The organism is Flavobacterium sp., assembly GCF_030146175.1.
In the GTDB taxonomy this organism is placed as follows: Bacteria; Bacteroidota; Bacteroidia; order Flavobacteriales; family Flavobacteriaceae; genus Flavobacterium.
This window is the reverse complement of the sequence record NZ_JASLCE010000110.1, coordinates 1-25,309: the sequence shown is the minus strand read 5'-3', so window position 1 is coordinate 25,309 and position 25,309 is coordinate 1. Positions and strand designations below refer to the sequence as shown.

Below are 25,309 nucleotides of genomic sequence, written 5' to 3'. Positions count from 1 at the left end.
GTTTATATATTTGCGTAATTTCAAAAACCTCAATCGGACCTATTTTGAGACCAGTATATGCTATAGCGGTAACGTCAACATTCGTAGGCTTTATTCCCCTGATTCTATTCCTTATCCGGAAACGACAGCGGCAATTGCCTCCACAGGCTGCCTATATAGCTCCTTTTGTCTGGCTCACTTTTATAGCCAGTGCCTATGAGCTCATTTGTACGCTAATCCTTAAATTGAATTCCGATATTTGGTTCCGAGCCTATCTATTACCGGAGTTTTTTGTGCTTTTTTATTTCTTTTGGAAGGTTTTTAAAAAGCGATACCGGCCACTTTTCTACTTTTTCGGTACCGTTTTTCTGCTCACCTTTATCGGCTTGCTCTTTGTTTGGAACAAATGGAGTCATTTAAAGGGCGATTCCTACCTGTCGCTTATCGAAGCGATATTCGTCTATACTTTTGTTATTCTGTGGTTTAAAGACGTCTTCCATAATCTGTCCGAACAATACCTGTGGAATTTTCCACTTTTTTACTATATATCGGGTTTTATTTTCTACTTTTCCGGTACCTTATTTCTATTTTTGATGGGTGATATTATTGATCAAACTCCAACCCTCGTGTTCGAGGATTTTTGGGTTTTTAATCTAATCTTGAATATCATCAAAAATATATTTTTAATGGTAGGGATATGGAGAATTCAGAAGAAATAAAAATTGCTTTTTGGTTGGGAACGCTTGGAATGCTTTTCCTGGCTTTTGGTTTACTATCGCTGGTATTGTACTACCAGAATCATTTCTACAAAATGAAACGGAAAGAAACGGAGTTGTTACTGAAAACCTCTCTGGAAACCGAAAAAAATGAACGAAAACGTATCGCAGCCGATTTGCACGATAGTGTGTCCGGCGATCTGAATGCGATTCGGAATTACTTAACAATCTTACAACGAAACGGAAGTATTGTCGGAAATCAGGAGATTTTTGACGAAATCCGCTCCGGTGTCGAAATGGCACTGGAAAATACCCGTAAAGTTTCCTATAATATTATGCCACCGCTATTGGAAACATACGGTTTGGTTACAGCACTTACGGATTATCTGGACGGATTGAAAAAGAAAACGGAAATCGATTTTAAAGTGGTGAGTAATCAGGAGGAATTTAAAATAGCCGCTCCGGTTGCCTATGAGTTGTTTCGTATTGTTCAGGAGTTTACAACCAATATGATCAAATATGGAAAAGTGACAGAATCGATCGTAACAATGGTACTTTCTGACACTTTTTTTACAATTACGCTACAGGATAACGGAATTCCGATTAACTTTACACAACTTTTGGCTACATCAAAAGGAACGGGCGTTAAAAATATTAACTCCCGATTAAAGATTGTCGGTGCCGATTTTGTTCAGAATGAAATCGAAACCGGAAATAGTTTCACCATTACATTAAAGAAAGAAAAGTGCTTAGAGTAGGTATTGTGGACGATCATAAACTTTTTAGAAAAAGTTTGTCCTTTTTGATCAATTCTTTTGAAAATACCAATGTCGTTCTGGAAGCCCAGAACGGGCTCGATCTATTGGATCAGATTCAGGATCATACACTGGATTTATTGTTATTGGATATTCAAATGCCGGGTATGGATGGTTTTGAAACCTGTGAACATATCCGTAAGCATTATCCGGAAATGAAAGTACTCATCGTCTCACAACTCACCACCAAAGAAAGTATTCATAAGGTGATGGAATTGGGCGCACATGGTTTCTTTACCAAAAACTCCGAACCGGAACAGCTTGAAAATGCCATAAAAAGCATTCGGGATAAGGATTTCTATTTCGGACAGGAATTGGGAATGGTATTGCGGGAAGCGATTTTATGGGAGAAAAACAACAAACCAAAAATTACCGCTTCGTCAATTACAATTTCCGATCGGGAAATGGATGTGATCCGTATGGCTTGTAAAGAGCTGAGCAGTATCGAAATTGCCGACAAGCTGCATATTAATGTGCGTACCGTGGAAACGCACCGCAAACGCATTATGGAGAAAACCAACTCCAAAAACTTCATTGGTGTAATTCTTTTTGCACTTCGCCACCAGTTGATTTCAATCGAGGAATTAACCGAATTATAACTTCATTAACGGTGAAATCCCCCTGTTTGTGGGAAAACCACGTGTTTTACCGGATAGAAAATCAGTATTTTTACGTATTGCATTTTAGCTCAGGAATGTGGAATTTTGTCTCAATAGAGTTTTTCATTTAGTAAGTTTAAAAAAGACCATATTGCCCTTTATTGATTTATTAACTGTGTGTTCCTAAACTTTTTAAGTTGATAATAAATATGGTCTCTTTTACATCATTTATGGTGTATTTTAGTTAGTGAAGTTCTTTTAATTTTGGGTTAAAATGCTGAGCGGCTAACAGTTCAGCATTTTTATTTTTTTATCTAGAAAACCTTATTTATTATACATAAGTTTTTATTTGCATATCTTTAGTTTTTTTGAAAAAAAAAAGCAGCTCATAGGGGGGCTGCTTTTTTCTTTTATACTAATACCAACGTTTTTTATTCTTCTTGGATTCCGGTGATTTACGTGATTTTGACTGGTTTTTGTTTTTGTTGCGGAAGTCTTTTTTGGCTCCGGGCTGCTCTTCTTTTTTCTCGCCTTCTTTCCATGGAAACGGATGATCATCCACAACTTTAATTTTCTGACGGGTCAGTTTTTCAATATCCTGTAAATACGGTTTTTCGTCTCTTCCGCAAAAGGATAAGGCCAATCCGGTATTTCCGGCACGTCCGGTTCGTCCGATACGGTGTACGTAGGTTTCGGGAATATTTGGTAAATCAAAATTGATCACAAACGGCAATTGCTCGATGTCGATTCCTCTGGCGGCAATATCAGTGGCAACCAAAACGGAAACTTCTTTGCTTTTAAAGCCGTCCAGAACACGTTGACGCGCCGACTGTGATTTGTCTCCGTGAATGGCTTCGGCGTTAATACCGTTCTTTTTTAAGGCTTTTACAACGTTGTCGGCACCGTGCTTGGTTCGGGCAAAAACCAAAACGTTGGAAAGTTTGTCGTTACGGATGATATGATACAATAATTTTCGCTTGTCTTCTTTTTCAACAAAGTATACTTTTTGCTGTACGGTTTCGGCAGTACTGGAAATTGGGGCTACCGACACATATTTCGGTTGCGTCAGGAACGTATCGGCCAATTCGCGTATCGCCAGTGGCATCGTCGCCGAAAACAATAATGTCTGGCGGTTGTCCGGTGTTAGTTTGATAATCTTTTTAACATCGTTAATAAAACCCATATCGAGCATCTGATCGGCTTCGTCCAAAACCAGATGGTGCATATGATGGAGGTCGATAAAACCTTGTTTGTGTAAGTCCAGTAAACGCCCCGGAGTGGCTATTAGTACGTCAACGCCTTTTTTAAGCTGATCCACCTGTGGTGTTTGGTTTACACCACCAAAAATAACCAGTGTACGGATATTGGTGTATTTTCCGTAGGTAGTAAAACTTTCCCCGATCTGAATCGCCAGTTCGCGAGTTGGTGTCACAATTAGCGTACGAATGTGTTTTACTTTCTTTGAAGATCCGACAATTCGGTGTAATAAATTCAGGATCGGGATGGCGAAAGCTGCCGTTTTTCCCGTTCCGGTTTGGGCGCAACCTACAAGATCAGTGCCTTCCATGATGATCGGAATGGCCTGTTCCTGAATGGGTGTCGGGTTTTCATAACCTTCTTCGGTAAGCGCCTGTTGTATATTGCGAAGTAAATCTAAGTCTTGAAATTGCATAAAAAAACGATAACTGTTAGTAGTTATCGTTTGCAAAAATACTTTAAAATATTGGTTTTGTTTATATATTATGCTTCGCCTTCATAAAATCGGTGATCAAATAGGCGATTAATTTCCCTACAAGATGGTTGTTTTTGTCCTGATCCAGATCCGGAGCGCCTTCGCAAATGTGTAGATAGGAAGCATTGCTACTCTGACCGAAGTAGTGTATAAACTGGCGTAATTCAGCTACTGAAAAACCGCTCAGCGTCATCGCACTACTCGCAATTCCCGGAAGGGCATCCAAATCGATTTCGATACCAAAAGCATCGGTAGCGATATGTTTTAAGGCGATTTCCATTTCGTCGTCAAAGTCCTTTTCCCGGCGAACGGCAATTTGTTCGTACGTATTATAACGGATTTTTTCGGTTACTTTTTTAATCGAATCGAGTACGCTTTTTGGAGTATAGCTTTCGTGTAATCCGAAAATAAAATATTTTTTCAGGAAACCTTCTTCAAAAGCATACGAAAACCCGTTGCCACTGTGGCGCCCTTCCAAGGCGCGGAAATCGGTATGCGCGTCAAAATTAATGGCATTAACGGCTCTTCCTTTTGCCAGTGCAAGTCCCTTAATGTTCCCGTAAGCATTATTATGTCCGCCACCAATCACAATTGGCGTTTTTCCGGCTTTGATAATCTGACAGACAATATGCGACACTTCTTTGTCGATTTTTTCGACCATTTTAAAAAAATGCCTGCGGTCTTCTTTGTCCGTAATGTCCAACGTTTTTATGGCTTCCATTTGTTCGGAAACGTCAATGCTACCCAATATCAGTAGCTGACTGCCTTTACAGAAACGGTTGTTCTGGATGTTTACAATGCTTTTTAAAGTGCTTTCCCAGGCCGAAGCAGTTCCGGCTCTTCCCAGGTTGGCACGTACGCCGATGTCTTCCGGAATTCCCAGTAAAACAAATTCGGCATCGCTGGTTTGGAGAAATTCCAACGTATCCATTTCCTTGGGTACGGTTTGGATCCTTTCTCCGAATTTTATCTCACCGCTACGGTGATTGGTAATTTTCGTTAAGTCGTTTAGTGTAAATCGGATAAGCTTTTCCATATAAAAAATGTTGCATCCAAAAATACTATTTTCTATAAAACTTTCGTTATTTTACGGAAATGAATAATTTTATAGCTAATTGAATTTGAAAAAAATGTGACTATGGAAAATCAAAAAAGTAACTCGAGCTTAAAAGCCATTATTGTTGTTTTGTCGTTATTGTTAATCGGGAGTTTGGCCTATATGTACAAGATGAGTACTGATAATCAGACTTCTGAAAACAAAATCATGTCGGAGAAAGATAAGTTAAATGAAGAGCTTCAAGCTGCGATTGCTAAATATGATGCTGCGATAGCGGATAACACTTCACTTTCGTCTGAATTGACGGCAGAAAGAGAAAAACTGATCCAATTGCAGAAAGAACTGGAAAAATCAAAGGGCGATGCGGCTTCATTAGCAAAATTTAAAAACGATTACCTGCGTTTAAAACGTGAAATGGATAATCTGATGCGCGAAAATGATGGGCTGAAAAAACAAAATGCAGCCTTAACCACGCAACGCGACAGTACACAAACCGTATTAAACGACGCTAGAAGAGTGAACGATACATTGGTATCACAAAACGACCAGTTGGCCAAAACGGTTGAAAAAGCATCTAAATTAACGGTATTGAATTTACAGACGACTGCGGTAAAACAAAGAAGTTCCGGAAAACAAATCGATACAGACAAAGCGCGTAGAGCTGATGTATTGAAAGTGAGCTTTACCATTGCTGAAAACCAGGTAGCCAAATCGGGAGACAAAACGTACTATATCCAGATCATTGACAGCAAAAACAATGTATTGGGAGAAAAACGTACCGAAACTTTTGGTGACAAAGTATTAACATACAGCTTTGTTAAAACGGTGAAATATGAAAACAAAACCGTTCAGGTAGCTCAGGATTTACCGGTAGAGAATATCGAAGGCGGAACATTCTTCGTAAATATTTTCGACAAAGCGGAATTGGTATCCAAAACCAGCTTTACGTTGAAATAACAAAAGATAAACGACAATACAACAAAAAAGAGGAACATTATGTTCCTCTTTTTTTTATTGAATAAACTGACCTTCGATTAGCACCTGATCAATCAGGTTGCTGCCAAAAGCATATGGCAACTGGTAATAGGAGGTAAGCGGTTGCGTAATGATGATATTCGCTTTTTTTCCTTTGGTGATACTTCCGTGTGTATCGGAAATTCCCATGGCATAAGCGCCGTTAATAGTCGCTGCATTAATCGCTTCTTCCGGTGTCATTTTCATTTTGATACAGGCGGTAGCAACTACAAAATTCATATTTCCGGATGGCGTGGTACCCGGATTAAAATCGGAGGCCAAAGCCAACGGCAATCCGGCTTGTAGCATTTTTCGCGCCGGAGTATACGGAATACTGATAAAATAGGAACAGCTTGGTAATGCAACCGGCATCGTGATACTGTCTTTTAAAACAGCGATATCTTCGTCGGTTACGATTTCTAAATGGTCTACCGATAAAGCACCGTGTTTCACACAGGCTTCGATACCATTAATGGCTGTAAATTGATTCACGTGGATTTTTGGGATCAATCCGTATTGTTTTCCCGCTTCGATAATCCGTTCGGTTTCGGCTACCGAAAAATAACCGGTTTCCAGAAAGGCGTCGACATATTCGGCCAGGTTTTCGCGGGCAATAGCCGGAAGCATTTCGTTAATGATCAAATCGATATACCCTTCGTGGTTTTCTTTATATTCGGATGGGAAAGCATGCGCGCCTAAAAAAGTCGCTTTGATCGCAATCGGATAGTTCTCGGATAAGCGTTTGATCACTCGTAGCATTTTTAATTCGGCTTCGACCGTAAGTCCGTAACCGGATTTTATTTCTACCGCTCCGGTTCCCTGACGCATCACTTCTTCCAAACGTACTTTCGATTGGTTGTAAATTTCTTCTTCGGAGGTTTCCTGTAACTTTTTAGCCGAATTTAGAATACCACCGCCACGACTGGCAATCTCTTCATAACTCAACCCATTAATCCGATCTACAAATTCCTGCTCGCGATTGCCGGCATAAACAATATGCGTATGGCTGTCGCACCACGTTGGAAGTACGGTTTTACCGGTAGCGTCTATCAGTTTGCAGCCTTCAGAAGACGGACAGTCTGCCATCGGACCAAAATCGGCAATCCGATCGTCTTCAATCAATAGGAAAGCATGGTCTATTTTGGGTAAAACGGCCATTTCGGCTCCGGAAACTTTAGCTACGGGTGTTTCTCTTACCTGTAGTAGTTCTTTGATGTTCTGGATTAAAATTTTCATAGGATTCTATCTTGAAAGAGCAGCTTTTATAAGTGCTTAAATAATTTTTGTAAAAATAAACTGGAATTTTAAAAACTCCTATCTTTATATAAAATTATTATGCCGTGAGAAAAGTCAAGTATCGTAAAGTCCGCAAAGTTCAGCCCAATTATTACGAATATACCGGTGTTCACACCAGTGAGCCTGTAGGAATGCAGTTATTTGTTTACAATGAAAAACGCTTTGAAGAATATGCAAAAGTTACGCTGAATAAGGTTGAAAAAGAACTCAACGATAGATTGCAGGAGGATGATGTAAAATGGCTTAATATTCACGGATTACACGATGTAGGGCTGATTCAGAAGATAGGAGAATTGGTTGGAATTCAAAATTTTCTCGTGGGCGATATCCTGAATACCCAGAGAAGAACCAAGCTCGAAGAACTGGACGATATGTTGTTTTTTAATATCAAATCGATTTTACCGGGAGAAGATCTGGACAATATCAGTGTTGAACAGATTAGTTTTATTCTAAAAGGAAATATGCTCGTCTCGTTTCAGGAAAAGAGGAGTGACTTTTTTACCCATATCCGCGAGCGTATTCGTACCGCCACCGGAATTGTCCGCAAAAAGAAAAACGATTACCTGTTGTATCTGATGCTGGATGCGATTATCGAAAATTTCTACATCACCATCGAAAATTATGAAGACCGGATTGAGGCGTTGATGATCGAATCCAAAACCAACTACCGACAGGATGTGCTGATACGAATTGAAAAAAACCGGGAAAATCTGAATTTTCTAAAACGTTCCATTATCCCGTTGCGCGATGCGTTATATAGTCTGAAAAGTTTTCAGGACGATGATCAATACGATGGAATCGAACAGTCCAATTATACGTTTTTTGCCCGTTTGCATCAGAAATGTCTCGAACTTTTGGAGCAGATCGACTACGATACCAATTCACTGGATAGTGCCTCACACTTTTATTTTTCGGCCCAAAGTCAGCGGATGAACGAAATTATGAAAGTGCTCACGGTGGTGTCCGTTATTTTTATGCCGTTGACGTTTATTGTAGGGGTTTATGGGATGAATTTTGAAAACATGCCGGAGTTAAAAACGGATAACGGTTATTTTGCGGTTCTGGGTATTATGGCGATACTGGCCATTTTGATGGTGACGTATTTTAAAAGAAAAAAGTGGTTTTAAAGCAATGATACGATAAGATATGAAAACATTTATAAGCGCCATTTCGGGAAAGGAATTTCCGGCAGCCGAAAAAGTTTCCGGGAAAACCATCCGGGCTTCCATTATGAATTTTATACTAAAAGAGCATCCGGAGTTTTCGCGGGAACAGTATTTGTCGGTTGGGGAGCTAAATTACTACCGGGAAAAATATATTTCGGACTTTTTGATTAAGGAGGTCGGCGAAATTTCCGAATTAGAAAAAACAGTTTTACATGCGCTGAAAGACAAAAAGATGGTGCTCAATAAACCGGAAGAAGAGGGGCAAGGGTACACTTTTGGACAACGGATAGCCGATAAGGTAGCGGAATTTGGCGGTAGCTGGACGTTTATTATTTCCTTTATGTTCTTTCTGGTCGCCTGGATCGGATTGAATATGTTTTTACTGGCCAATAAAGGTTTTGATCCGTATCCGTTTATATTGTTAAATCTGATTCTTTCCTGTATCGCAGCTTTACAGGCACCGGTGATTATGATGAGTCAGAACCGACAGGAGGAAAAAGACCGGGAACGCGCTAAAAACGATTACATGATCAATTTAAAGTCGGAGTTGGAAATACGCATGTTACACGAAAAAATTGACCATCTGATTTTACATCAGGAACAGTCGATGTTGGAAATCCAGAAGATTCAAATCGACATGATGAATGATATCATTCATAAGATGGAAAATAAAAAGTAAGGTTATTGGACTTCGATTTTATACGTGTCCAGTAATCCCAAAACCGCCGGATATGCAAATTTGGCGCGGGTAATGGTATTCCGACCCGGATCAATCGAATAATTTACGGCCGTGCGGAAATCGGCTTTTTCAAGCATCGTCTGGTTGAATATGGCTTCACGGAAATCACAGTTTGGAAAACGAATCCCGGACAGATCGGCATCGGTAAAATCGACATCCTCGAGGATACAATCGGAAAAACGGGAGCTTTTAAGTTTTAAACCGTAAAAAGAGCCCAATTTTACATTACAGCGAGTAAGCGTTAGTTGTAGTAAAAACGGATTACAGTCGTTAAAATTAACACCGAGCAATTTACAATCGGTAAAGGTGACATCCTTAAAGGAAGTACCGCTTACGTTTGCCATACTGAAATCACAACCGGTAAAGGTGCAATCCAAAAATGAAAAATTATTTAAAAAGGCATTCCCAAACTGACAATTGATAAACTGGCAATTGTCGTATTCGGCTTTTTCCAATACGTTGACTTTTTCAAAAAGTTGATCTTCAAATAACATATATGATCGGGTTGAAATGATAAAACCTGTAGTGTCGAAACAACTACAGGTTTTATTTACTATTGAGAAATAATTATTTTAAACTTCCCACCATGTCTTCCGGTTTTACCCAGGCGTCGAAATCTTCTGGTGTCACATATCCCAAACGTACCGCTTCTTCTTTTAAAGTAGTTCCGTTTTTATGAGCTGTTTGCGCGATTTCAGCCGCTTTGTAATATCCGATTTTGGTGTTTAAAGCCGTTACCAACATTAAGGAATTGTCTACCAATTCTTTAATTCGTTTGTGGTTTGGCTCAATTCCCTGTGCACAATGCTCGTCAAACGAAACACAGGCATCTCCTAATAAACGTGCCGATTGCAGGAAGTTAGCCGCCATTAACGGTTTGAAAACGTTTAATTCGTAGTGTCCCTGAGTACCACCAATTGTGATGGCTACGTCGTTACCCATTACCTGAGCACATACCATGGTTAAAGCCTCACATTGTGTAGGGTTTACTTTTCCTGGCATGATAGACGATCCCGGTTCGTTTTCCGGAATGAAAATTTCACCAATACCGGAACGCGGACCTGATGCCAGCATACGGATATCGTTAGCAATTTTATTTAACGATACAGCCAATTGTTTTAAAGCGCCATGTGTTTCTACAATTGCATCGTGTGCTGCTAAAGCTTCAAATTTATTTTCGGCTGTTACAAACGGATGACCGGTAAATTTAGCAATGTACTCGGCTACTTTTACGTCATATCCTTCCGGAGTGTTTAATCCTGTTCCAACAGCAGTTCCGCCTAAGGCTACTTCCGATAAGTGTGCAAGTGTATTTTTTACCGCTCTTAAACCGTGATTTAACTGCGCTACATAACCGGAAATCTCCTGACCTAAGGTTAATGGCGTAGCATCCATTAAGTGCGTACGGCCAATTTTTACTACGGTTTTAAATTCCTGTGCTTTCGCATGTAGTGTATCTCTTAATTTCTCAACACCCGGAATGGTTACTTCCACTACGGCTTTGTAGGCTGCGATATGCATTCCCGTAGGATAGGTGTCGTTAGATGACTGTGATTTGTTTACGTCGTCGTTTGCTTTGATAACAGCTTCACCTTCTCCGATCTTAAATCCGGCCAATACCTGAGCACGGTTTGCGATCACTTCGTTTACGTTCATGTTACTTTGCGTACCCGATCCGGTTTGCCAGATTACCAATGGGAATTCACCGTCTAATTTTCCGGCTAAAATCTCATCGCAAACGGCTGCAATAGCGTCTCTTTTTTCTACTGCTAACACCCCTAAATCGTGATTGGCATAGGCTGCCGCTTTTTTAAGATAGGCAAAACCTTCCACGATTTCTTTTGGCATCGAACCCGAAGGACCGATTTTGAAGTTGTTTCTAGAACGTTCTGTCTGAGCTCCCCAGTATTTGTCTGCCGGAACTTTCACTTCACCCATGGTGTCTTTTTCTATTCTGTATTCCATTTTATTGTTGTGTATAAGTTGTTACTGTCGATTTAAAACCATAAAAACGGTCCTGTGTGTAACCGTGTACGGTGTTTTAAAATCCTTTCAAAAATAGACAATATCGACAGCTTAAAAAAATGAATTAAAATAAATTTCTGATAAATATTGGACAAGCCGATTATTCGGCTTACCTTTGGCGGGTATTCAAAATTCCGGAAAACATGTTTGAATTTCAACAGTATTTAGGCTTTTTACTTTTCTTATGTATCTTAACCATCGGTTTTTGGTTAATGATTTTCCTGGTAGGTTTCGTGCAATATTGGCTAGGAGGCGCTATCATCGAATTGATCAAAGAAAAGAGAAATAAAAAGAAAGCAGAATAATTAAATTTATTCAAGATATAAAGGGAACAGATTGTTCCCTTTTATTTTACAAAAAAGGGAGCTTAAAGCTCCCTTTTTAATTATTTATAATAGGTTATCTTACGTTCGACTACAAATTTTGGTTCGTTGTCTATGGTAATGGTCTTTTTGATCCAGTTTCCATTTTTGTCGTATTCGTAACGTACTTTACGATCAACAACTAATTTTCCGTCTTTGCCAACTGTTTTCTCATACGTCACATTGTTATGATCATCGTAGGTTAACAACTGATGTGATGTTATTTGCTGGTTCACGATTTCTTTGCGTTCGATCAGATTGTTGTTTTTGTCGTATTTAAACTCTTCTAAAATTTTTCCGTCTGCAAAACCATCATAAATTCGGTTGGAAGTCATGTTGCCTTTCGCATCAAAAGTACGTACTTCCGAATATTCCAATGCGTTGTCTTTGTTTAACGTTTCGGTTTGAAGCAATAGATTTTTAGTGTTGTATTTATTATTGATCGTATACAGTCTTTTATAGTCCGAATTCAAACGCTGTTCGGTTTGCAAATTGTTGTTGCTATCGTACGTATAGGTTGTGATATATTGTACGGCTGCTTCACGAAGAAATGATTTTTCCTCACGGATTTTACCGTTAGTGCCAAATAAATAAGTGTTTCGGTCTATCTGATTGTCTTTATCGTCAAATCGACGTACTTCTACACGTTGGTTTTTAATAAAGGTGTTTAGTGTTTTTTCCAACTGCATTCCCTCCGGGTTTCTACGCGTTATGATGGTATTGTTACCATTGTCGTCCCATGAATATTTAGTTGTAAAAGCCTTCCCCGGACTTACATATTGCGATACCAATAGTTTTTTGTCTTTGTTGGTAAAGGTCGTTTCTTCCAATAAACTGCCATCCATAAGGTTTTTCTTTTCGTGAATCAGGCTTCCACCAGCACTAAATTCCAGAGCGGTATTGTAACTGTTTGGATTTTCGGTTGCGGGTTTGGCTTTTTGTCCGTTTACCAAAAGAAAGGATTGTTCGGTTACGGTTTTTACATTATCGGAAAGTTTAAAGTCTTTCCAGTTGTTTACGATTTCGGCTTCGGTTTCGGCTTGATTTTCGTCTTTCTTACAGGCGATTAATAAAAATGAAAGTAAAAGTAGGGTAAAGGTTGATCTCATTTGTTGTCAATTAATTTTCAAAAATCCATTATTTTTTTGACAAAGCCAATTATTTGTCAAAATTAACAGTGTTGTTTTGATCTTAAATAAAAAAAATCTGCCGAGACAGCAGATTTTTTTAAAATTATAACAGTGTAAAAAGTATGGTAAAACTAATAGACACTGTTTTTTCGATTTGGTTGCTTCGGTTTGTGACAATTTTTTTAAAAAATACAATAAAATTTATGCCGTGTTATAAATTGCTAATGAATTTAGGATTTAATCGACTCGTAAATTGTTATATAACAGTTCGTTATTGCTCTAGTATTTTTTAACGGAATGAATGTAATTTTTTTGAACTGTATAAAAAAAATATATTTTTATTTGTGTAGTTAAGTGGCTACACTTATATTTGTAGTCAAATGACTTCATGATGAATTTAAGACGAGATGTATTTCAGGCTATAGCCGATCCGACGCGTAGGGCAATTTTGATGCTGGTAACCACACAGTCGATGACTGCCGGAGCCATAGCGTCAAATTTTGATTCGGCACGACCTACGATTTCCAAGCATTTACAGATATTAACGGAATGCGAGCTCCTTCGACCGGAGCAAAATGGAAGAGAGATTTATTATCACCTAAACGCTCAAAAAATGAAAGCCATAGCCGATTTTATTGAGCCGTTCCGAAAAATGTGGGACGATAGGTTTAACGCATTAGAAACGATAATGAAAAACTATAAAACCAAATAAGATGGAACTGAAAACGAAAATCCAGGCCGAACAGGGTAAGCAGGAGCTCCTGATCACGCGCGAATTTGAATTACCGGTGGCATTGCTTTTTAAAGCCTATGAAGATCCTGAAATTGTGGCGCAATGGATGGGAACAAACGTAATACAGCTGGAAAACAGAAAGCACGGTAGCTGGCGGTTTGAAACCAACCGAAATGGGGAAGTGGTATTTGGGGCAAACGGGGTCATTCTCGATTTCGTTCCAAATGAAAGAATTACACGAACTTTCGAAATGGAAAACAGTACTTTTCCGGTTCAGTTGGAGTTTTTTGAGTTTGAAGCATTAACAAACGAAACCAGTCGGTTAACAATGCAAATTGTTTTTAAATCGGAGGCCTTTCGGGATCAATTAGTACAAATGCCGTTTGCACAGGGATTAAACTGGGCACACAATCGATTACAAGAAGTTGTTGCCTCTTTACAATCATAACGAAATCGCTATACCATGAACCCAAAAGTTGATCAATTTTTAGATAAGGCTACAAAATGGAAAGAAGAGATGACGTTGTTGCGGGAAATCGTACTGGAATCGAATCGCCTTGTAGAAGATTATAAATGGATGCATCCGTGTTATACCTTGTCCGGGAAAAATGTAGTACTCATCCACGAGTTTAAGGACTATTGTGCGCTGTTGTTTCATAAAGGCGTACTGCTTAAGGATCCTAAAGGAATTTTAATTCAGCAAACCGAAAATGTACAGTCGGCACGACAGTTGCGGTTTACGAATAGTGACGACATCCGGAAACTGGAACCGGTAATTGTAGCGTATATCAACGAAGCAATTGCAATTGAAGCATCGGGTGCAAAGGTGGTATTAAAAGAAACAACGGATTATGCAGTACCGGAAGAATTTCAACAGCGACTGGATGAGGATCCGATTTTAAAAAGTGCGTTTGAGGCCTTAACTCCGGGACGTCAACGGGCCTATTTGTTTTATTTTTCTCAGGCAAAACAATCCAAAACAAGAGAAGCGCGAATTGAAAAATACCTGCCGAATATCTATAGGGGAAAGGGTATCGACGATTAATCCTGTGCGATTGCTTTTAGGGTATTGCGGTATTGCGACGGGGTGATGTTTTCAAACCGTTTAAAAAACTTGGTAAAATTCGAAGGATCAAAGGTGAGTAGTGCGGCAATTTCGGCTATGGTTTTATCCGGAATGGCCAACAAACGTTTGGATTCGTCCATGATCCGTTTTTCGAAGAAATAACAGGGCGATTTACCGGTTTGCAGTTTGATGGTAGTGCTAAGATGTACCGGATGAATACACATAAGGGACGCGATGTCTTTAATTTCGAACATAACGTCGCTATGGCCTTCCAGAATGCTATCAATATGACGATCGACCTGATTGATAAATTCAAGGGTAATTTCTTCTTTCCGGTTACTGTATTTCAGTGGTAATTTTGTCATACGAATGATTCCGTTTTGTGTGGAATTAAAAAATCCGCTGTGTAGCGGATTTTTACTTTATTTTTTGATTTTAGCTTGCGCGTCGTCGTATTTTTTTGAAACGGCATCCCAATTAATCAGGTTAAAGAACGCTGTGATATAATCGGCTCTTTTGTTTTGATAGTTTAGGTAGTAAGCATGTTCCCATACATCCATTCCTAAAATTGGTGTTCCGGAAATACCTACATTAGGCATTAAAGGATTGTCCTGGTTTGGCGTACTGCCTACGACAAGATTACCAGCTTTGTCTACAACCAACCATGCCCATCCGGAACCGAATTGTTTGGCACCGGCATCCGAAAATTGTGTTTTAAAGTTTTCGAACGAACCGAACGTTTTGGTAATCGCATCGGCTATGGCACCTTTGGGTTCACCGCCGGCTTTTGGAGCCATAATTTCCCAATACAGGTTGTGGTTGTAATAACCACCGGCATTGTTGCGCACCGCTTTGTTTTCCATATCCAATTTGGTCAGGATATCTTCAATGGTTTGTTTTTCCAGTGCGGTACCTGCAATCGCCTTATTCAGGTTGTTTGCATACCCAACATGGTGTTTGGAATAGTGTATTTCAACGGTTTTAGCGTCGATATAAGGTGCTAAGGCATCATATGCATACGGAAGTCCTTTCATTTGGAACGTTCCGGGATCGGCTTTTACATCCGCAGGATTACCTACCGGTGTTGCCGTTTTTGTCTGTTCTACCGGATCCGGGATTTCAACTACCTCTTCCAGCTTGTTTTTATCTTTACAAGAAAAAAGCAAGGTCGAAAAAAGGAAACCGGCAATAAGGATTTTAGAATTTTTCATGGCTTATTAATTATTGAATTTACGGTTTCTATATACAATTTTTTAGCATCATCGGGCGATAAATGACGTACCTGCATCCAGGCATTCATTTTAAAAGCATCCCTTAAATCCTGAGGTTCCTGATGTTGCTTGAGTCTGTTGGTTCCGGATAGCGCCTGTTTGTAATAGGCATAGAGACGCAACATGACATCCTGAGGTAAATTCTCCGTCATATTGGAAGCTTTTTCAAAGGCTTCCTGGAATTGCGTATCTAAATTAGAATCGGACATTATTATTTTTTTGCAATGATCGTTTTGCCGCCTACAGCCTTCTCATTTAATTTTACAGTCACTTCGGTACCTAAAGGTAAGTATAAATCCACCCTCGATCCAAATTTAATAAATCCGGCATCAGTTCCCTGAACGACGCGCATTCCTTCCTGAGCATAGTTTACAATTCGTCGTGCCAATGCACCGGCAATCTGACGGTACAGGATTTCTCCGAAAATACGGTTTTCTACTACAACGGTAGTTCTTTCGTTTTCTTCACTGGCTTTCGGATGCCATGCCACCAGGTATTTACCCGGATGGTATTTGCTGTATTTTACTTCTCCGTTTACGGCATAACGCGTTACGTGTACGTTAATCGGAGACATAAAAATCGATACCATAAGACGTTTGTCTTTAAAATATTCCGGCTCGTATACTTCTTCGATAACCACTACTTTTCCGTCTACCGGAGCAATAATGTGATTGTCGTTGATGTCTACAATTCTTTTCGGGTTTCTGAAAAATTGCAGTACAAGTACTAATACAACCAATCCTAACAGTTGCACCACTTTTTGTAACCATAGGATACTGATAAATTCATCAGCTAAAACAGCTGTCAAAGCAACCAAAAAGGTTGTGATTAAGATAATTTTTGAGCCTTCTTTATGAAACATAATTTAAAATTTGATAAAACAAATAAAGAAACGGTATTGCAAATATAACACTATCCAGTCGATCTAAAATACCACCGTGTCCCGGCATAATTTTTCCACTGTCTTTTACTCCGGCTGTGCGTTTAAATTTGGATTCAACCAAATCGCCGATAGTGCCGAAAAAGCCTACGATTAAACCGGTTATGATCCAGGTGACAGGGGAGAAGAATGTAAAAAACTGACTGATAATATAACTTCCGATCATGGTGAAAACCAATCCGCCAACAAAGCCTTCAATCGTTTTTTTAGGCGATATGCGTTCGAATAGTTTGGTTTTTCCAAAAGATTTGCCCACGATATAGGCAAAAGTGTCATTGGTCCAGATCAGGATAAAAATTCCGATAATGATATTGGGCGTGAAGCTACCGGTAATAAAAGGTGCTTTCATCAACAAAATAAACGGCAATATGATATAACCGAAGAGTTTTACATATTTGGCCGATTTGTCGCTGCGAACCGGTTGTGCCGATCCGAATAAATCGATCATTAAATTTACCGAAACAAACAGTGTTGCCAGGCAAATCGCAATATCGGTATAAAAGGAATTGATGCGGAATACAATAAAGAGAATATAGGCGCCAAGTCCTAATACAATTGGTAAACCGTTTTTAAGGTGGATTAGTTTGCAGAATTCGACTACCGCAATCAATAAGAATATACCGAAGAGCAACGTAAAGCTCACTTCAGAAAACAGAGTAGCTGTTAGTAATAAGACGATATAGATAAACCCCGAAAGGGCCCTGATACTACTTTCCCGCATGCTACAAATCTTCTAAAAGCAATAAATACAGATTTTTAGGGCAACTGCCATACTGTAGAAAATCTTCTTCTTTTGCTTTTTCGAAATATTTAAAAGTGGTGATATTGGTTGGGTATTCTTTATCGTATTTGCGTTTGATTTCCCGTAGACCATCGCTTTTATTCGCTAAAATCTGACTGGTTGTAGCCAGAATAATGATATTCGACGGTAAATCGTTGGGTTTGTTCTGGCGTAACTGATTGGATGAAAAAAGGATGGAACCTTCGTCGGCAATCAGGTTTTCGCAGGAAGCAAATAAAAACTTGGGATTTTTAGGACTGTTGTAGTTGAGTTTATTTTCGTCAAGCAGACTGTAGAGTTTTGGTTCTAAACAAATGACATCGCTTTCAAACCAATCGTTTTCTACCAAAATATTCTCAAATTGTTCGTGTACTTCGGTTAAATTTTCACAATACAAAAACTTACCTCCATTTTTTTTGAAATTGAAAGTAAATTGCTCATCTATTGGCATCTCAATCTCTGGATGATATTGGCTCAATTCGGGTTCTCTCTCCTCTTTTGAAGCATCATTCGCACTGCCGAAAAGTTTTTTAAAAAGACTCATAAAAGTAGGTCAGATCTTTGTTTTTTGCACTTGAAATCAATCAAAGATAAAAAAATCTTAATTCAATTTTACAATCGAATTAAGATTTTTGTATAAAATGTTATAATTATTTTTCTTAGGATTCAGTAACTACTTCATTTTCTGTTTTTTCATGCGGACGCTGTCCAAATATGGCTTCCAGGTCGTCTTTGAAAATTACTTCTTTTTCGATCAGAATGTCGGCAAGTTGGTTTAGTTTCTCCTTGTTTTCATTCAGGATCTGAATCGCTCTGTTGTACTGGGATTCGATCAGATCGGAGATCTCTTTGTCTATAACTTTAGCCGTTTCTTCCGAGTATGGTTTGGAGAAATTATATTCACTCTGACCCGATGAATCGTAGTAGGTGATGTTTCCTAATTTATCGTTTAATCCGTATACGGTTACCATAGCACGGGCTTGTTTGGTTACCTTTTCAAGGTCGCTTAAAGCTCCGGTCGAAATTTTATTGAAAATTACTTTTTCAGCAGCACGTCCACCCATAGTAGCACACATCTCGTCCAGCATTTGTTCCGGACGTACAATCAGACGTTCTTCCGGTAAATACCAGGCCGCTCCAAGACTCTGACCTCTTGGTACGATAGTTACTTTTACCAATGGTGCTGCGTGTTCTAACATCCAGCTTACAGTAGCGTGACCCGCTTCGTGAATCGCAATAGCGCGTTTTTCTTCCGGGGTAACGATTTTGTTTTTCTTTTCAAGTCCACCTACAATTCGGTCTACAGCATCCAGAAAGTCCTGTTTGTCGACTGCTTTTTTCCCTTTTCGGGCAGCAATAAGAGCCGATTCGTTACATACGTTGGCAATATCGGCACCGGAAAATCCTGGTGTTTGTTTGGCTAGAAACTCGGTATCCAGCTCTTCCGATTTTTTCAACGGTTTTAAGTGTACTTCAAATATTTCTTTACGCTCACGGATGTCCGGAAGGTCTACATAAATCTGTCTGTCAAAACGTCCGGCACGCATTAAAGCTTTGTCCAGTACGTCGGCGCGGTTTGTTGCAGCCAATACGATTACGTGTGTATTCGTACCAAAACCATCCATTTCGGTTAATAACTGGTTTAGGGTATTTTCACGTTCGTCGTTCGATCCGGAGAAATTGTTTTTTCCACGGGCTCTACCTACGGCATCAATCTCGTCGATAAAAATAATCGAAGGCGATTTTTCTTTAGCCTGTTTAAACAAATCCCGTACACGTGATGCCCCAACCCCTACGAACATTTCTACGAAATCCGAACCGGATAATGAGAAGAACGGTACTTGTGCTTCGCCGGCTACGGCTTTAGCCAAAAGGGTTTTACCGGTTCCCGGAGGTCCTACCAATAAGGCTCCTTTCGGGATTTTACCACCGATACTGGTGTATTTTTCAGGATTTTTAAGGAATTCAACGATCTCCTGGATTTCTTCTTTGGCTCCTTCCAGTCCGGCTACGTCTTTAAACGTTACCTTGATGTCGTTTTTCTCGTCAAAAAGACGTGCTTTGGATTTTCCGATTGAGAAAATCTGTCCGCCACCACCTCCGGATCCGCCACCTGACATTCTTCGGAACATAAATAACCAGAAGGCAATGATCAAAATAATAGGCAGGAAGTTGATCAAGATATCGCCCCAATTGCTTTCCGGCTCTGAGGAATAGTCTTTTAATTTACCTTCCAGACGGGCTTCCTCCAGTTTCTTTTGGAAAAGTTCACTGTTGGTACCGATGTCCAGCGTATAATGAGGACCTGTATTGTCTTTGCCTAACAGGTTTTTCTTCTCAATTTTTTCGTGGGTTTTGCTGTTAAGTGCTTCTTTGTTCAAGTATACCTGAGCCGTACTTTTGTTGAAAACGACTTTTTCGACCTGACCGGAGTCAAGGTATTGGTAAAAACGGGATAACGAGGTAGGTTTTACTTCCTGGAAATTCGTTCCGCTTGAAACAAGTTGAATCGCAATTAAAATCAAAAGTACGGCCCCATAAATAACCCATGGGCTAATTCTGATCTTAGAAGGATTTGGTTTTTTATCTTTTGACATGTTAAATGTGGATGTTTAGTATTTGTTTTGGATAGAAGTGATTTTTGCATCACCCCAAAGGCTTTCGATGTTGTAGTACTCACGGATGTGTTTCTGGAATACATGTACCACGATCGTTACGTAGTCCATAAGAATCCATTCTCCGTTTTCGGCACCTTCAACATGCCAAGGTTTGTCTTTAAGTTCCTTGGAAACAATTTTTTGTACGGAATTGGCAATGGCGTTAACCTGTGTATTGGAATTACCGTTACAAATTACAAAATAATCACATACGGTATTTTCGATTGCTCTTAGATCCAGAATATCTATATCATTACCTTTTACTTCTTCAACTCCCTTAATGATGTTAGCTAACAGATCATCATTGTTAATATTATCCTTTTTTGCCATTTATTATTTTATATATTTTCGCAAAGTTATCAAATTTTGTCTTTATTTTTGAACCTTAACACAAGATTAGCGATAGTAAAGTTATTTATTTATATGAATATTATCAAACTCGGTGCCACAAGTTCCACAAATGATTTTTTAAAAGATTTACTGACAAAACAATTTGTAGAAAACTTTACCGTGGTTGTGGCAGAACATCAGACAAAAGGGAAGGGGCAAATGGGCGCCGAATGGAATGTGGAATCGGGTAAGAATTTGACTTTTAGTGTTTTAGTTCGGGATTTGCTATTGGATATTCAGGCTATTTTTCATTTGAATGTAGCGGTGGCGGTTAGCATAATCGAAGGACTGGAAGAATTTGCTATTGGCGGATTGGCGATTAAATGGCCAAACGACATTTTGGCAGAGAGTAAAAAGATCAGTGGCATACTTATCGAGAACAGTATCAAACGAAATGGTGAGATTTTTTCGATAGTAGGCATCGGATTGAATGTAAATCAGGAGCATTTTGAGAACCTACCAAAGGCTTCATCGCTCTACGCGATCTGCGGAAGGGTTTTTGACAAAGAGGCAGTCATGTTGGCTATACTGAGAAATCTGAAACGAAACCTGTCGCTTTTGCAGGCTAAAGAATATGCGTTGTTATGGCAGTCGTATGACAACAGGTTGTTTAAAAAGGGGATACCCATGCCTTTTGAAGCAAATAATGGTTCGCATTTTATGGGAATTATCCAGGGAGTAACTTCAAACGGTAAGCTTGAAGTACTCCTTGAGGACGATTCCATTACTACTTTTGATATTAAAGAGGTAAAATTATTGTACTGATTTTACCGGACAATGATTTCGTATTTTTGTAATAATCCTTTTAATCCTTCTTTTGAAAACTGAGCTTTGCGCAGTTTGGTTTTTTCCGGGTCGATGGTAAAATTGTAGCTGGTCAGGAAATCGGCTTTTTCGGCAATAGCGTCGGTAAAAACAGCCTGATGCAGATTACAGTTGTCGAATAAAACTTCCGTTAAATTGGTTGCCATAAAATCAACTGCGATCATACTGCAATTGGTAAACGTCATTTTTTTGAGCTTTAAAGCATAAAATTTGGCGTAATCCAAAACACAATCGTTAAAGTGAAATTCAAATAACAGCTGATCGGTCATGGCAAAATTTACATCGGTAAAATCGCAGTGGTTAAAAACAGCATTTCGCAAACCGACATAATTGATTTGCGCTTCCTTAAAATTGCAGTTGTAAAAAATACAATCGGTAAAAACCACACCCGAAAAATTACAATTGCTAAAATCGCAATCGGTAAAAGTGCATTCTTCGAATTCTTTGTATTTGATTTCGCTTTCGGAAAAAAGCTGGTTGGTAAAAGGGGTGTTAAATATAAAATCGCTGTGGGTCATTTAAAAATTTAGTGTTTAAGTAGGTTTTTGTTCATGGGCTAGTCTTTTGGGTTTTCTAAATGAATTCGTTCGAGTATATCCCGATCGATAGGCTTGCATAAATAGCCTACAATTTCGGGAAAACTGTTTGCTTTTTCACGATCTTCGTTAGCAATGGAGGAACTGGCTATATAGATTGCAGGCTTTTTTCCAAACCCGAAATCTATCCGTTGTAACTCATTCATAAAAGCCCAGCCGTCCATTTCCGGCATATCGATGTCGAGTAGGATAACATCGGGAAATTCCTCGGCGCTTTGAATGGCTTTTAGTGAGTCGATAGCAACTTTTCCATTTTTGTAACTCAGAATCTGACTAAATAATTGACTTTTCTCAATTATTTTCTTTGTAATTAATTGATAAATGGGGTCATCATCAATTATACAGATACTTTTTGGGGCGTTCATCTGAAATATATTTTAAAAGTTGTTCCTTCGTCTATTGTACTTTTAACGACTATTTTTCCTCCCATAGCATCGATCTGGTTTTTTGAAATGAATAATCCTATTCCTCTTGCATCGGCGTGGTTGGTAAATGTTTTGTACATTCCGAATAGTTTTTCTCCATTTTTCTCCAAATCAATTCCAATTCCGTTATCGGAAATTTCCAAAACGGTTTTACCGTCTTCCTGGTAGGATTTCAGATCAATTACGGTTTGCCTCTCGGCATGTCCGTATCGAATGGCATTCGATATAAAGTTAAGTAATATACTTTCTAAATAAGCAGGATTGTATTTAACTTCGATTTCTTTGTTGACGTCATTGTGAATAATCACATCGTTTTTCACTAATTGCTCCCGAAGTACGTCCAGCGTCTTGTTAATGTATTTTTTTAAATTTAAGGGTTCTATAATCAGGTTGATGTTGGTCTGGATGGTTACCACCTCGTTCAGGTTGTTCATCGTTTCGTTGAGCACCGAAGAAACCGATTTTAGCAACTGAATCATTTCATCGCGTTCTTCGTCGGTATCGGCCGATTCGATCAGGTTGGAAATCGATTGGATGTTACTGGTGTGTGAACGCAGGTTATGGGAAACGATATACGAGAAATTCAGCAAACGTTTGTTTTGCTCGGTTACCAGGTGTAGCGTGTTGTTGAGTTCGATTTCTGCAATTTTGGCTTTTGTGATGTCGATCATAATACCGCGTAGGTTTACGGCTATATCGTTTTCGACTACCACGCTTACGATATCGCGTAACCATACGATTTCTCCATCTTTACGGATCATACGGTATTCGAAATCGTGTTGTCTTTTTTCGTAGGTGTAACGCGACATAAAGGCAATAACCCATTCTTTGTCGTCCGGATGTACATGATTGATCCAGAAAGATGGAGTTCCGAGCCATTCTTCCGGTGTATAACCAAGGATGTCTTCAACTTTTCGGCTGATAAAGGTGAAATCAAACGTATTTGGATCGCCTTCCCAAACAATACCGTCAATGGTGTTGATCAAAGATTCGATCTTCTGCTGTGATTTTAAGATAACTTCTTCGGAGTTTTTACGCTCCGTAATGTCTTCGGTCGAAACCAGAACGCGTTCCAGTGTTTTTTCATATTCCGGAACCACACTCCAACGGAAATGGATGTGTTTGTACTGGTTGTCCATGAATTTGATCTGGGAGTCGCCTGTAATATGGTTTTGTCGTTGCGTAATGGCAATAAGTTGTTTCGAGAAAATCGGAATGGATTCGTCGTCGAAAATGGTACTCAGTTTGCCTTTTAAAATGTTTTTGTCTTTTACCGAATGTAACGCAAGACACATGTTGTTCACGTCAATCACTTTTACCAATGACAAACATTTGCGGATTACGTCGATGTTGTTTTTCAGATAGGCTTCGACTTCTTCTCTCGGCATATCTATCAGACCTAATTCCGTCAGGTATTTTTTGACTTCCGAAAAATCTTCTTCCCATAATGGAATCGGCGAGTTGTTAAATAAACTTTTAAAACGTTTTTCACTTCGTTTGATACGATCCTGCGCCTCTTTTTTGTCGGTAATGTCTTCGATGATTCCGATATGTGACGTTGGTTTTTCACCGACCGACCATAGTGGTGTAATGGTTACACTGGCCCAAACGATATTGCCGTCTTTGTGGAAGAAACGTTTTTCAAGTCCGAATTCGCGGATGACACCTCTTTTTAAAAGACGCATTTTTTTGAAATCGTTTTCCAGATCGTTCGGATGCGTAATCATCATATAATCCATTTTGCTGATTTCGTTGGTTTCGTAACCAAGCATCTGGCAAAACCGCTCGTTGGCTTCTATAAAAGTACCGGAGTTGGAATCGATATGCGCAATTCCGATGGCGGCCTGTTCGAAAATGGATTTGAATTTAATTTCGCTCTTCATCAAACGAAGCGCTTGTGAATGTACCAAACGTTGTAATTCGGATGGTCGTTTTAATAAACTTGTGGTAAACAACCCGCAAATCAGTGACAACACAATCGCTAAAATAGCAATCGGAATTAATTGTTTGATCAGGTAATAGTTGTTCGTGGTTATCAGGTATAATTTCCAGTCGCCGTCGGGGAATGAAACGGTTAAATGGGTTTTATTTGCGAAGTTCTTTTTGTTGGGAAGGAAAAATTCTTCTTTTCCGGTTTCCGGATTCGTTTTGGAAAACTGAAAATAATATTTGTCGGTCGAAAAGGTTTTAATTCCGGACGTTTCCAAAAAAGTATTAAACTTGATTACAACGGTACAGAATCCCCAGAATTTATTGGACTTGAATACCGGGAACCAACCTACGATGCCTTTGCCGCCTTGTTTTAATTCCAATGGTCCGGCATAGTATATTTTTCGGTTTTTGATGGCTTTCATCGCCGATTTTCGGGCTTTAGGAGAATTTAGGACGTCGAAGTTTACAACGGGTTCGTTGCCTTTTAACGGATAAACATATTTGATTACTCCGTTTGGAACCAATTCTACCGCATCAATATTCGGATTGGAGTCTACCAGTTGTTTGCCGATTTCGTCAAAATTACTAGGGTTTCCATTGTCGTCAATGGTCATGGCTAGTGTCAGCGTGCTGATATGGCTGTTTTTTAGCGATTGTTCGATGTTTTGGTGCACCACGTTTAGGATGCTGCTCATTTCACGTTGCTCGCTTTCTTTTATAATTTGATAGCGTAAAAAAAGAATTAAATTCGAAACTAAAAAGAGGAGTGTAAAGACCAATATCCCAGTCGTTTTTGGTCTTGATAAAAACCAACTGATGAGAATTGTAATTTTTTTATCCAGATTCATTGGAGTTGCCTTTGGGATGGGTGTTAAAACTTTATAAATTTATAAAAAATGTGAATAAATGAATTATAAAAATTGCAAAATACTCATTATTTCACAACAAAAGTTTGATTTGAATAAAAAAAAAGCTCATCATAAAGATGAGCTGATGTTGTGACCTCGACAGGATTCAAACCTGTAACCTTCTGAGCCGTAATCAGATGCGCTATTCAGTTGCG

At 39.1% G+C, this 25,309-nt stretch carries 28 protein-coding genes; 11 read left to right on the top strand and 17 right to left on the bottom strand.

The annotated features are described in order from the left end of the window. Positions 1 to 44 precede the first annotated feature (44 nt). Genes Q1R07_RS12790 through Q1R07_RS12780 form a run of 3 tightly spaced genes read left to right on the top strand, consistent with a single transcriptional unit; the run spans position 45 to position 2,109 of the window. The gene (locus tag Q1R07_RS12790; RefSeq protein ID WP_300490896.1) at positions 45 to 698 is read left to right on the top strand and encodes a hypothetical protein; all 654 of its coding nucleotides are present in this window, start codon (positions 45 to 47) and stop codon (positions 696 to 698) included. Further along, complete coding sequence (locus Q1R07_RS12785; RefSeq protein WP_300490893.1) at positions 677 to 1,453, top strand: histidine kinase; 777 nt, start codon at positions 677 to 679, stop codon at positions 1,451 to 1,453. The genes Q1R07_RS12790 and Q1R07_RS12785 overlap by 22 nt, the downstream gene beginning before the upstream one ends. Then, complete coding sequence (locus tag Q1R07_RS12780) at positions 1,441 to 2,109, top strand: response regulator transcription factor (RefSeq protein ID WP_300490889.1); 669 nt, start codon at positions 1,441 to 1,443, stop codon at positions 2,107 to 2,109. The genes Q1R07_RS12785 and Q1R07_RS12780 overlap by 13 nt, the downstream gene beginning before the upstream one ends. A 415-nt stretch (positions 2,110 to 2,524) precedes the next feature. Here Q1R07_RS12780 and Q1R07_RS12775 read toward each other — a convergent pair whose 3' ends face one another. Together Q1R07_RS12775 and Q1R07_RS12770 are read right to left on the bottom strand one after the other, a co-directional pair. After that, the gene (locus Q1R07_RS12775; protein WP_300490886.1) at positions 2,525 to 3,781 is read right to left on the bottom strand and encodes a DEAD/DEAH box helicase; all 1,257 of its coding nucleotides are present in this window, start codon (positions 3,779 to 3,781) and stop codon (positions 2,525 to 2,527) included. Between the two features lie 61 nt (positions 3,782 to 3,842). Then, on the bottom strand, positions 3,843 to 4,877 hold the full coding sequence (locus Q1R07_RS12770) for a formimidoylglutamase (RefSeq protein ID WP_300490883.1): 1,035 nt from the start codon (positions 4,875 to 4,877) through the stop codon (positions 3,843 to 3,845). A gap of 102 nt (positions 4,878 to 4,979) precedes the next feature. Here Q1R07_RS12770 and Q1R07_RS12765 point away from each other — a divergent pair, with 102 nt between their 5' ends. Beyond that, the gene (locus tag Q1R07_RS12765; protein WP_300490880.1) at positions 4,980 to 5,855 is read left to right on the top strand and encodes a hypothetical protein; all 876 of its coding nucleotides are present in this window, start codon (positions 4,980 to 4,982) and stop codon (positions 5,853 to 5,855) included. 54 nt (positions 5,856 to 5,909) lie between these two features. On the opposite strand, the gene hutI is transcribed toward Q1R07_RS12765, so the two are convergent. After that, on the bottom strand, positions 5,910 to 7,148 hold the full coding sequence (gene hutI / locus Q1R07_RS12760) for an imidazolonepropionase (protein ID WP_300490877.1): 1,239 nt from the start codon (positions 7,146 to 7,148) through the stop codon (positions 5,910 to 5,912). Between the two features lie 104 nt (positions 7,149 to 7,252). Here hutI and corA point away from each other — a divergent pair, with 104 nt between their 5' ends. Both corA and Q1R07_RS12750 read left to right on the top strand, forming a co-directional pair. Then, a complete protein-coding gene (gene corA, locus Q1R07_RS12755; RefSeq protein WP_300490875.1) occupies positions 7,253 to 8,335 on the top strand; it encodes a magnesium/cobalt transporter CorA in 1,083 nt (360 codons plus the stop codon). A gap of 19 nt (positions 8,336 to 8,354) precedes the next feature. After that, the gene (locus tag Q1R07_RS12750) at positions 8,355 to 9,053 is read left to right on the top strand and encodes a DUF1003 domain-containing protein (protein ID WP_300490872.1); all 699 of its coding nucleotides are present in this window, start codon (positions 8,355 to 8,357) and stop codon (positions 9,051 to 9,053) included. A 2-nt stretch (positions 9,054 to 9,055) separates the two neighbouring features. Here Q1R07_RS12750 and Q1R07_RS12745 read toward each other — a convergent pair whose 3' ends face one another. Further along, positions 9,056 to 9,607, bottom strand: coding sequence for a pentapeptide repeat-containing protein (locus Q1R07_RS12745; protein ID WP_300490869.1), 552 nt, complete (start codon positions 9,605 to 9,607; stop codon positions 9,056 to 9,058). A gap of 73 nt (positions 9,608 to 9,680) precedes the next feature. Beyond that, positions 9,681 to 11,078 carry a class II fumarate hydratase gene (gene fumC / locus Q1R07_RS12740; protein ID WP_300490866.1) on the bottom strand — a complete coding sequence of 466 codons (1,398 nt, stop codon included), beginning with the start codon at positions 11,076 to 11,078 and terminating at the stop codon, positions 9,681 to 9,683. A 203-nt stretch (positions 11,079 to 11,281) separates the two neighbouring features. On the opposite strand from fumC, the gene Q1R07_RS12735 reads away from it, so the two are divergent. Then, positions 11,282 to 11,443, top strand: a complete 162-nt coding sequence (locus Q1R07_RS12735; RefSeq protein ID WP_300490863.1) for a hypothetical protein — start codon at positions 11,282 to 11,284, stop codon at positions 11,441 to 11,443. An 80-nt stretch (positions 11,444 to 11,523) separates the two neighbouring features. Here the strand turns inward: Q1R07_RS12735 and Q1R07_RS12730 are convergent, their stop codons facing one another. Further along, on the bottom strand, positions 11,524 to 12,609 hold the full coding sequence (locus tag Q1R07_RS12730) for a hypothetical protein (protein ID WP_300490860.1): 1,086 nt from the start codon (positions 12,607 to 12,609) through the stop codon (positions 11,524 to 11,526). A 412-nt stretch (positions 12,610 to 13,021) separates the two neighbouring features. Here Q1R07_RS12730 and Q1R07_RS12725 point away from each other — a divergent pair, with 412 nt between their 5' ends. The 3 genes from Q1R07_RS12725 to Q1R07_RS12715 are packed head-to-tail and all read left to right on the top strand — an operon-like array spanning position 13,022 to position 14,408. Next, positions 13,022 to 13,342: a metalloregulator ArsR/SmtB family transcription factor gene (locus Q1R07_RS12725; RefSeq protein WP_300490947.1), complete on the top strand. Its 321-nt coding sequence runs from the start codon at positions 13,022 to 13,024 to the stop codon at positions 13,340 to 13,342. Position 13,343: 1 nt separating this feature from the next. Next, positions 13,344 to 13,811, top strand: a complete 468-nt coding sequence (locus Q1R07_RS12720) for an SRPBCC domain-containing protein (protein WP_300490857.1) — start codon at positions 13,344 to 13,346, stop codon at positions 13,809 to 13,811. Between the two features lie 15 nt (positions 13,812 to 13,826). Beyond that, positions 13,827 to 14,408 carry a YdeI family protein gene (locus Q1R07_RS12715; protein WP_300490854.1) on the top strand — a complete coding sequence of 194 codons (582 nt, stop codon included), beginning with the start codon at positions 13,827 to 13,829 and terminating at the stop codon, positions 14,406 to 14,408. On the opposite strand, the gene Q1R07_RS12710 is transcribed toward Q1R07_RS12715, so the two are convergent. The 8 genes from Q1R07_RS12710 to rsfS all read right to left on the bottom strand — a co-directional run bounded on the left by Q1R07_RS12710 (position 14,405) and on the right by rsfS (position 20,408). Beyond that, on the bottom strand, positions 14,405 to 14,794 hold the full coding sequence (locus Q1R07_RS12710) for an AraC family transcriptional regulator (protein ID WP_300490851.1): 390 nt from the start codon (positions 14,792 to 14,794) through the stop codon (positions 14,405 to 14,407). The genes Q1R07_RS12715 and Q1R07_RS12710 overlap by 4 nt on opposite strands. 57 nt (positions 14,795 to 14,851) lie before the next feature. Continuing rightward, complete coding sequence (locus Q1R07_RS12705; protein ID WP_136401939.1) at positions 14,852 to 15,640, bottom strand: superoxide dismutase; 789 nt, start codon at positions 15,638 to 15,640, stop codon at positions 14,852 to 14,854. Next, entirely contained in the window at positions 15,637 to 15,909 is a 273-nt protein-coding gene (locus Q1R07_RS12700; RefSeq protein WP_300490848.1) for an acyl-CoA-binding protein, read from the bottom strand. The genes Q1R07_RS12705 and Q1R07_RS12700 overlap by 4 nt, the downstream gene beginning before the upstream one ends. A 2-nt stretch (positions 15,910 to 15,911) precedes the next feature. Then, entirely contained in the window at positions 15,912 to 16,562 is a 651-nt protein-coding gene (locus Q1R07_RS12695; protein WP_300490845.1) for a phosphatidylserine decarboxylase family protein, read from the bottom strand. After that, positions 16,552 to 17,361 (bottom strand): phosphatidate cytidylyltransferase, encoded by an 810-nt coding sequence (locus Q1R07_RS12690; protein WP_300490842.1) that lies wholly within the window; start codon positions 17,359 to 17,361, stop codon positions 16,552 to 16,554. Before Q1R07_RS12690 ends, Q1R07_RS12695 begins: the two co-directional genes overlap by 11 nt. A 1-nt stretch (position 17,362) precedes the next feature. After that, positions 17,363 to 17,965: a lactate utilization protein B/C gene (locus Q1R07_RS12685; protein WP_300490839.1), complete on the bottom strand. Its 603-nt coding sequence runs from the start codon at positions 17,963 to 17,965 to the stop codon at positions 17,363 to 17,365. Positions 17,966 to 18,080: 115 nt separating this feature from the next. After that, positions 18,081 to 20,018, bottom strand: a complete 1,938-nt coding sequence (gene ftsH / locus Q1R07_RS12680) for an ATP-dependent zinc metalloprotease FtsH (protein WP_300490835.1) — start codon at positions 20,016 to 20,018, stop codon at positions 18,081 to 18,083. Between the two features lie 15 nt (positions 20,019 to 20,033). Continuing rightward, positions 20,034 to 20,408, bottom strand: coding sequence for a ribosome silencing factor (gene rsfS / locus Q1R07_RS12675; RefSeq protein ID WP_136401933.1), 375 nt, complete (start codon positions 20,406 to 20,408; stop codon positions 20,034 to 20,036). 93 nt (positions 20,409 to 20,501) lie between these two features. Between rsfS and Q1R07_RS12670 the strand changes: the two genes are divergently transcribed. Next, positions 20,502 to 21,233, top strand: coding sequence for a biotin--[acetyl-CoA-carboxylase] ligase (locus tag Q1R07_RS12670; RefSeq protein WP_300490830.1), 732 nt, complete (start codon positions 20,502 to 20,504; stop codon positions 21,231 to 21,233). Between the two features lie 2 nt (positions 21,234 to 21,235). Here Q1R07_RS12670 and Q1R07_RS12665 read toward each other — a convergent pair whose 3' ends face one another. The 3 genes from Q1R07_RS12665 to Q1R07_RS12655 are packed head-to-tail and all read right to left on the bottom strand — an operon-like array spanning position 21,236 to position 25,094. After that, positions 21,236 to 21,811: a pentapeptide repeat-containing protein gene (locus Q1R07_RS12665; RefSeq protein ID WP_300490827.1), complete on the bottom strand. Its 576-nt coding sequence runs from the start codon at positions 21,809 to 21,811 to the stop codon at positions 21,236 to 21,238. A 38-nt stretch (positions 21,812 to 21,849) separates the two neighbouring features. After that, positions 21,850 to 22,254: a response regulator gene (locus Q1R07_RS12660; protein WP_300490824.1), complete on the bottom strand. Its 405-nt coding sequence runs from the start codon at positions 22,252 to 22,254 to the stop codon at positions 21,850 to 21,852. After that, positions 22,251 to 25,094, bottom strand: coding sequence for a PAS domain S-box protein (locus Q1R07_RS12655; protein ID WP_300490821.1), 2,844 nt, complete (start codon positions 25,092 to 25,094; stop codon positions 22,251 to 22,253). Before Q1R07_RS12655 ends, Q1R07_RS12660 begins: the two co-directional genes overlap by 4 nt. Positions 25,095 to 25,309: the final 215 nt, after the last annotated feature.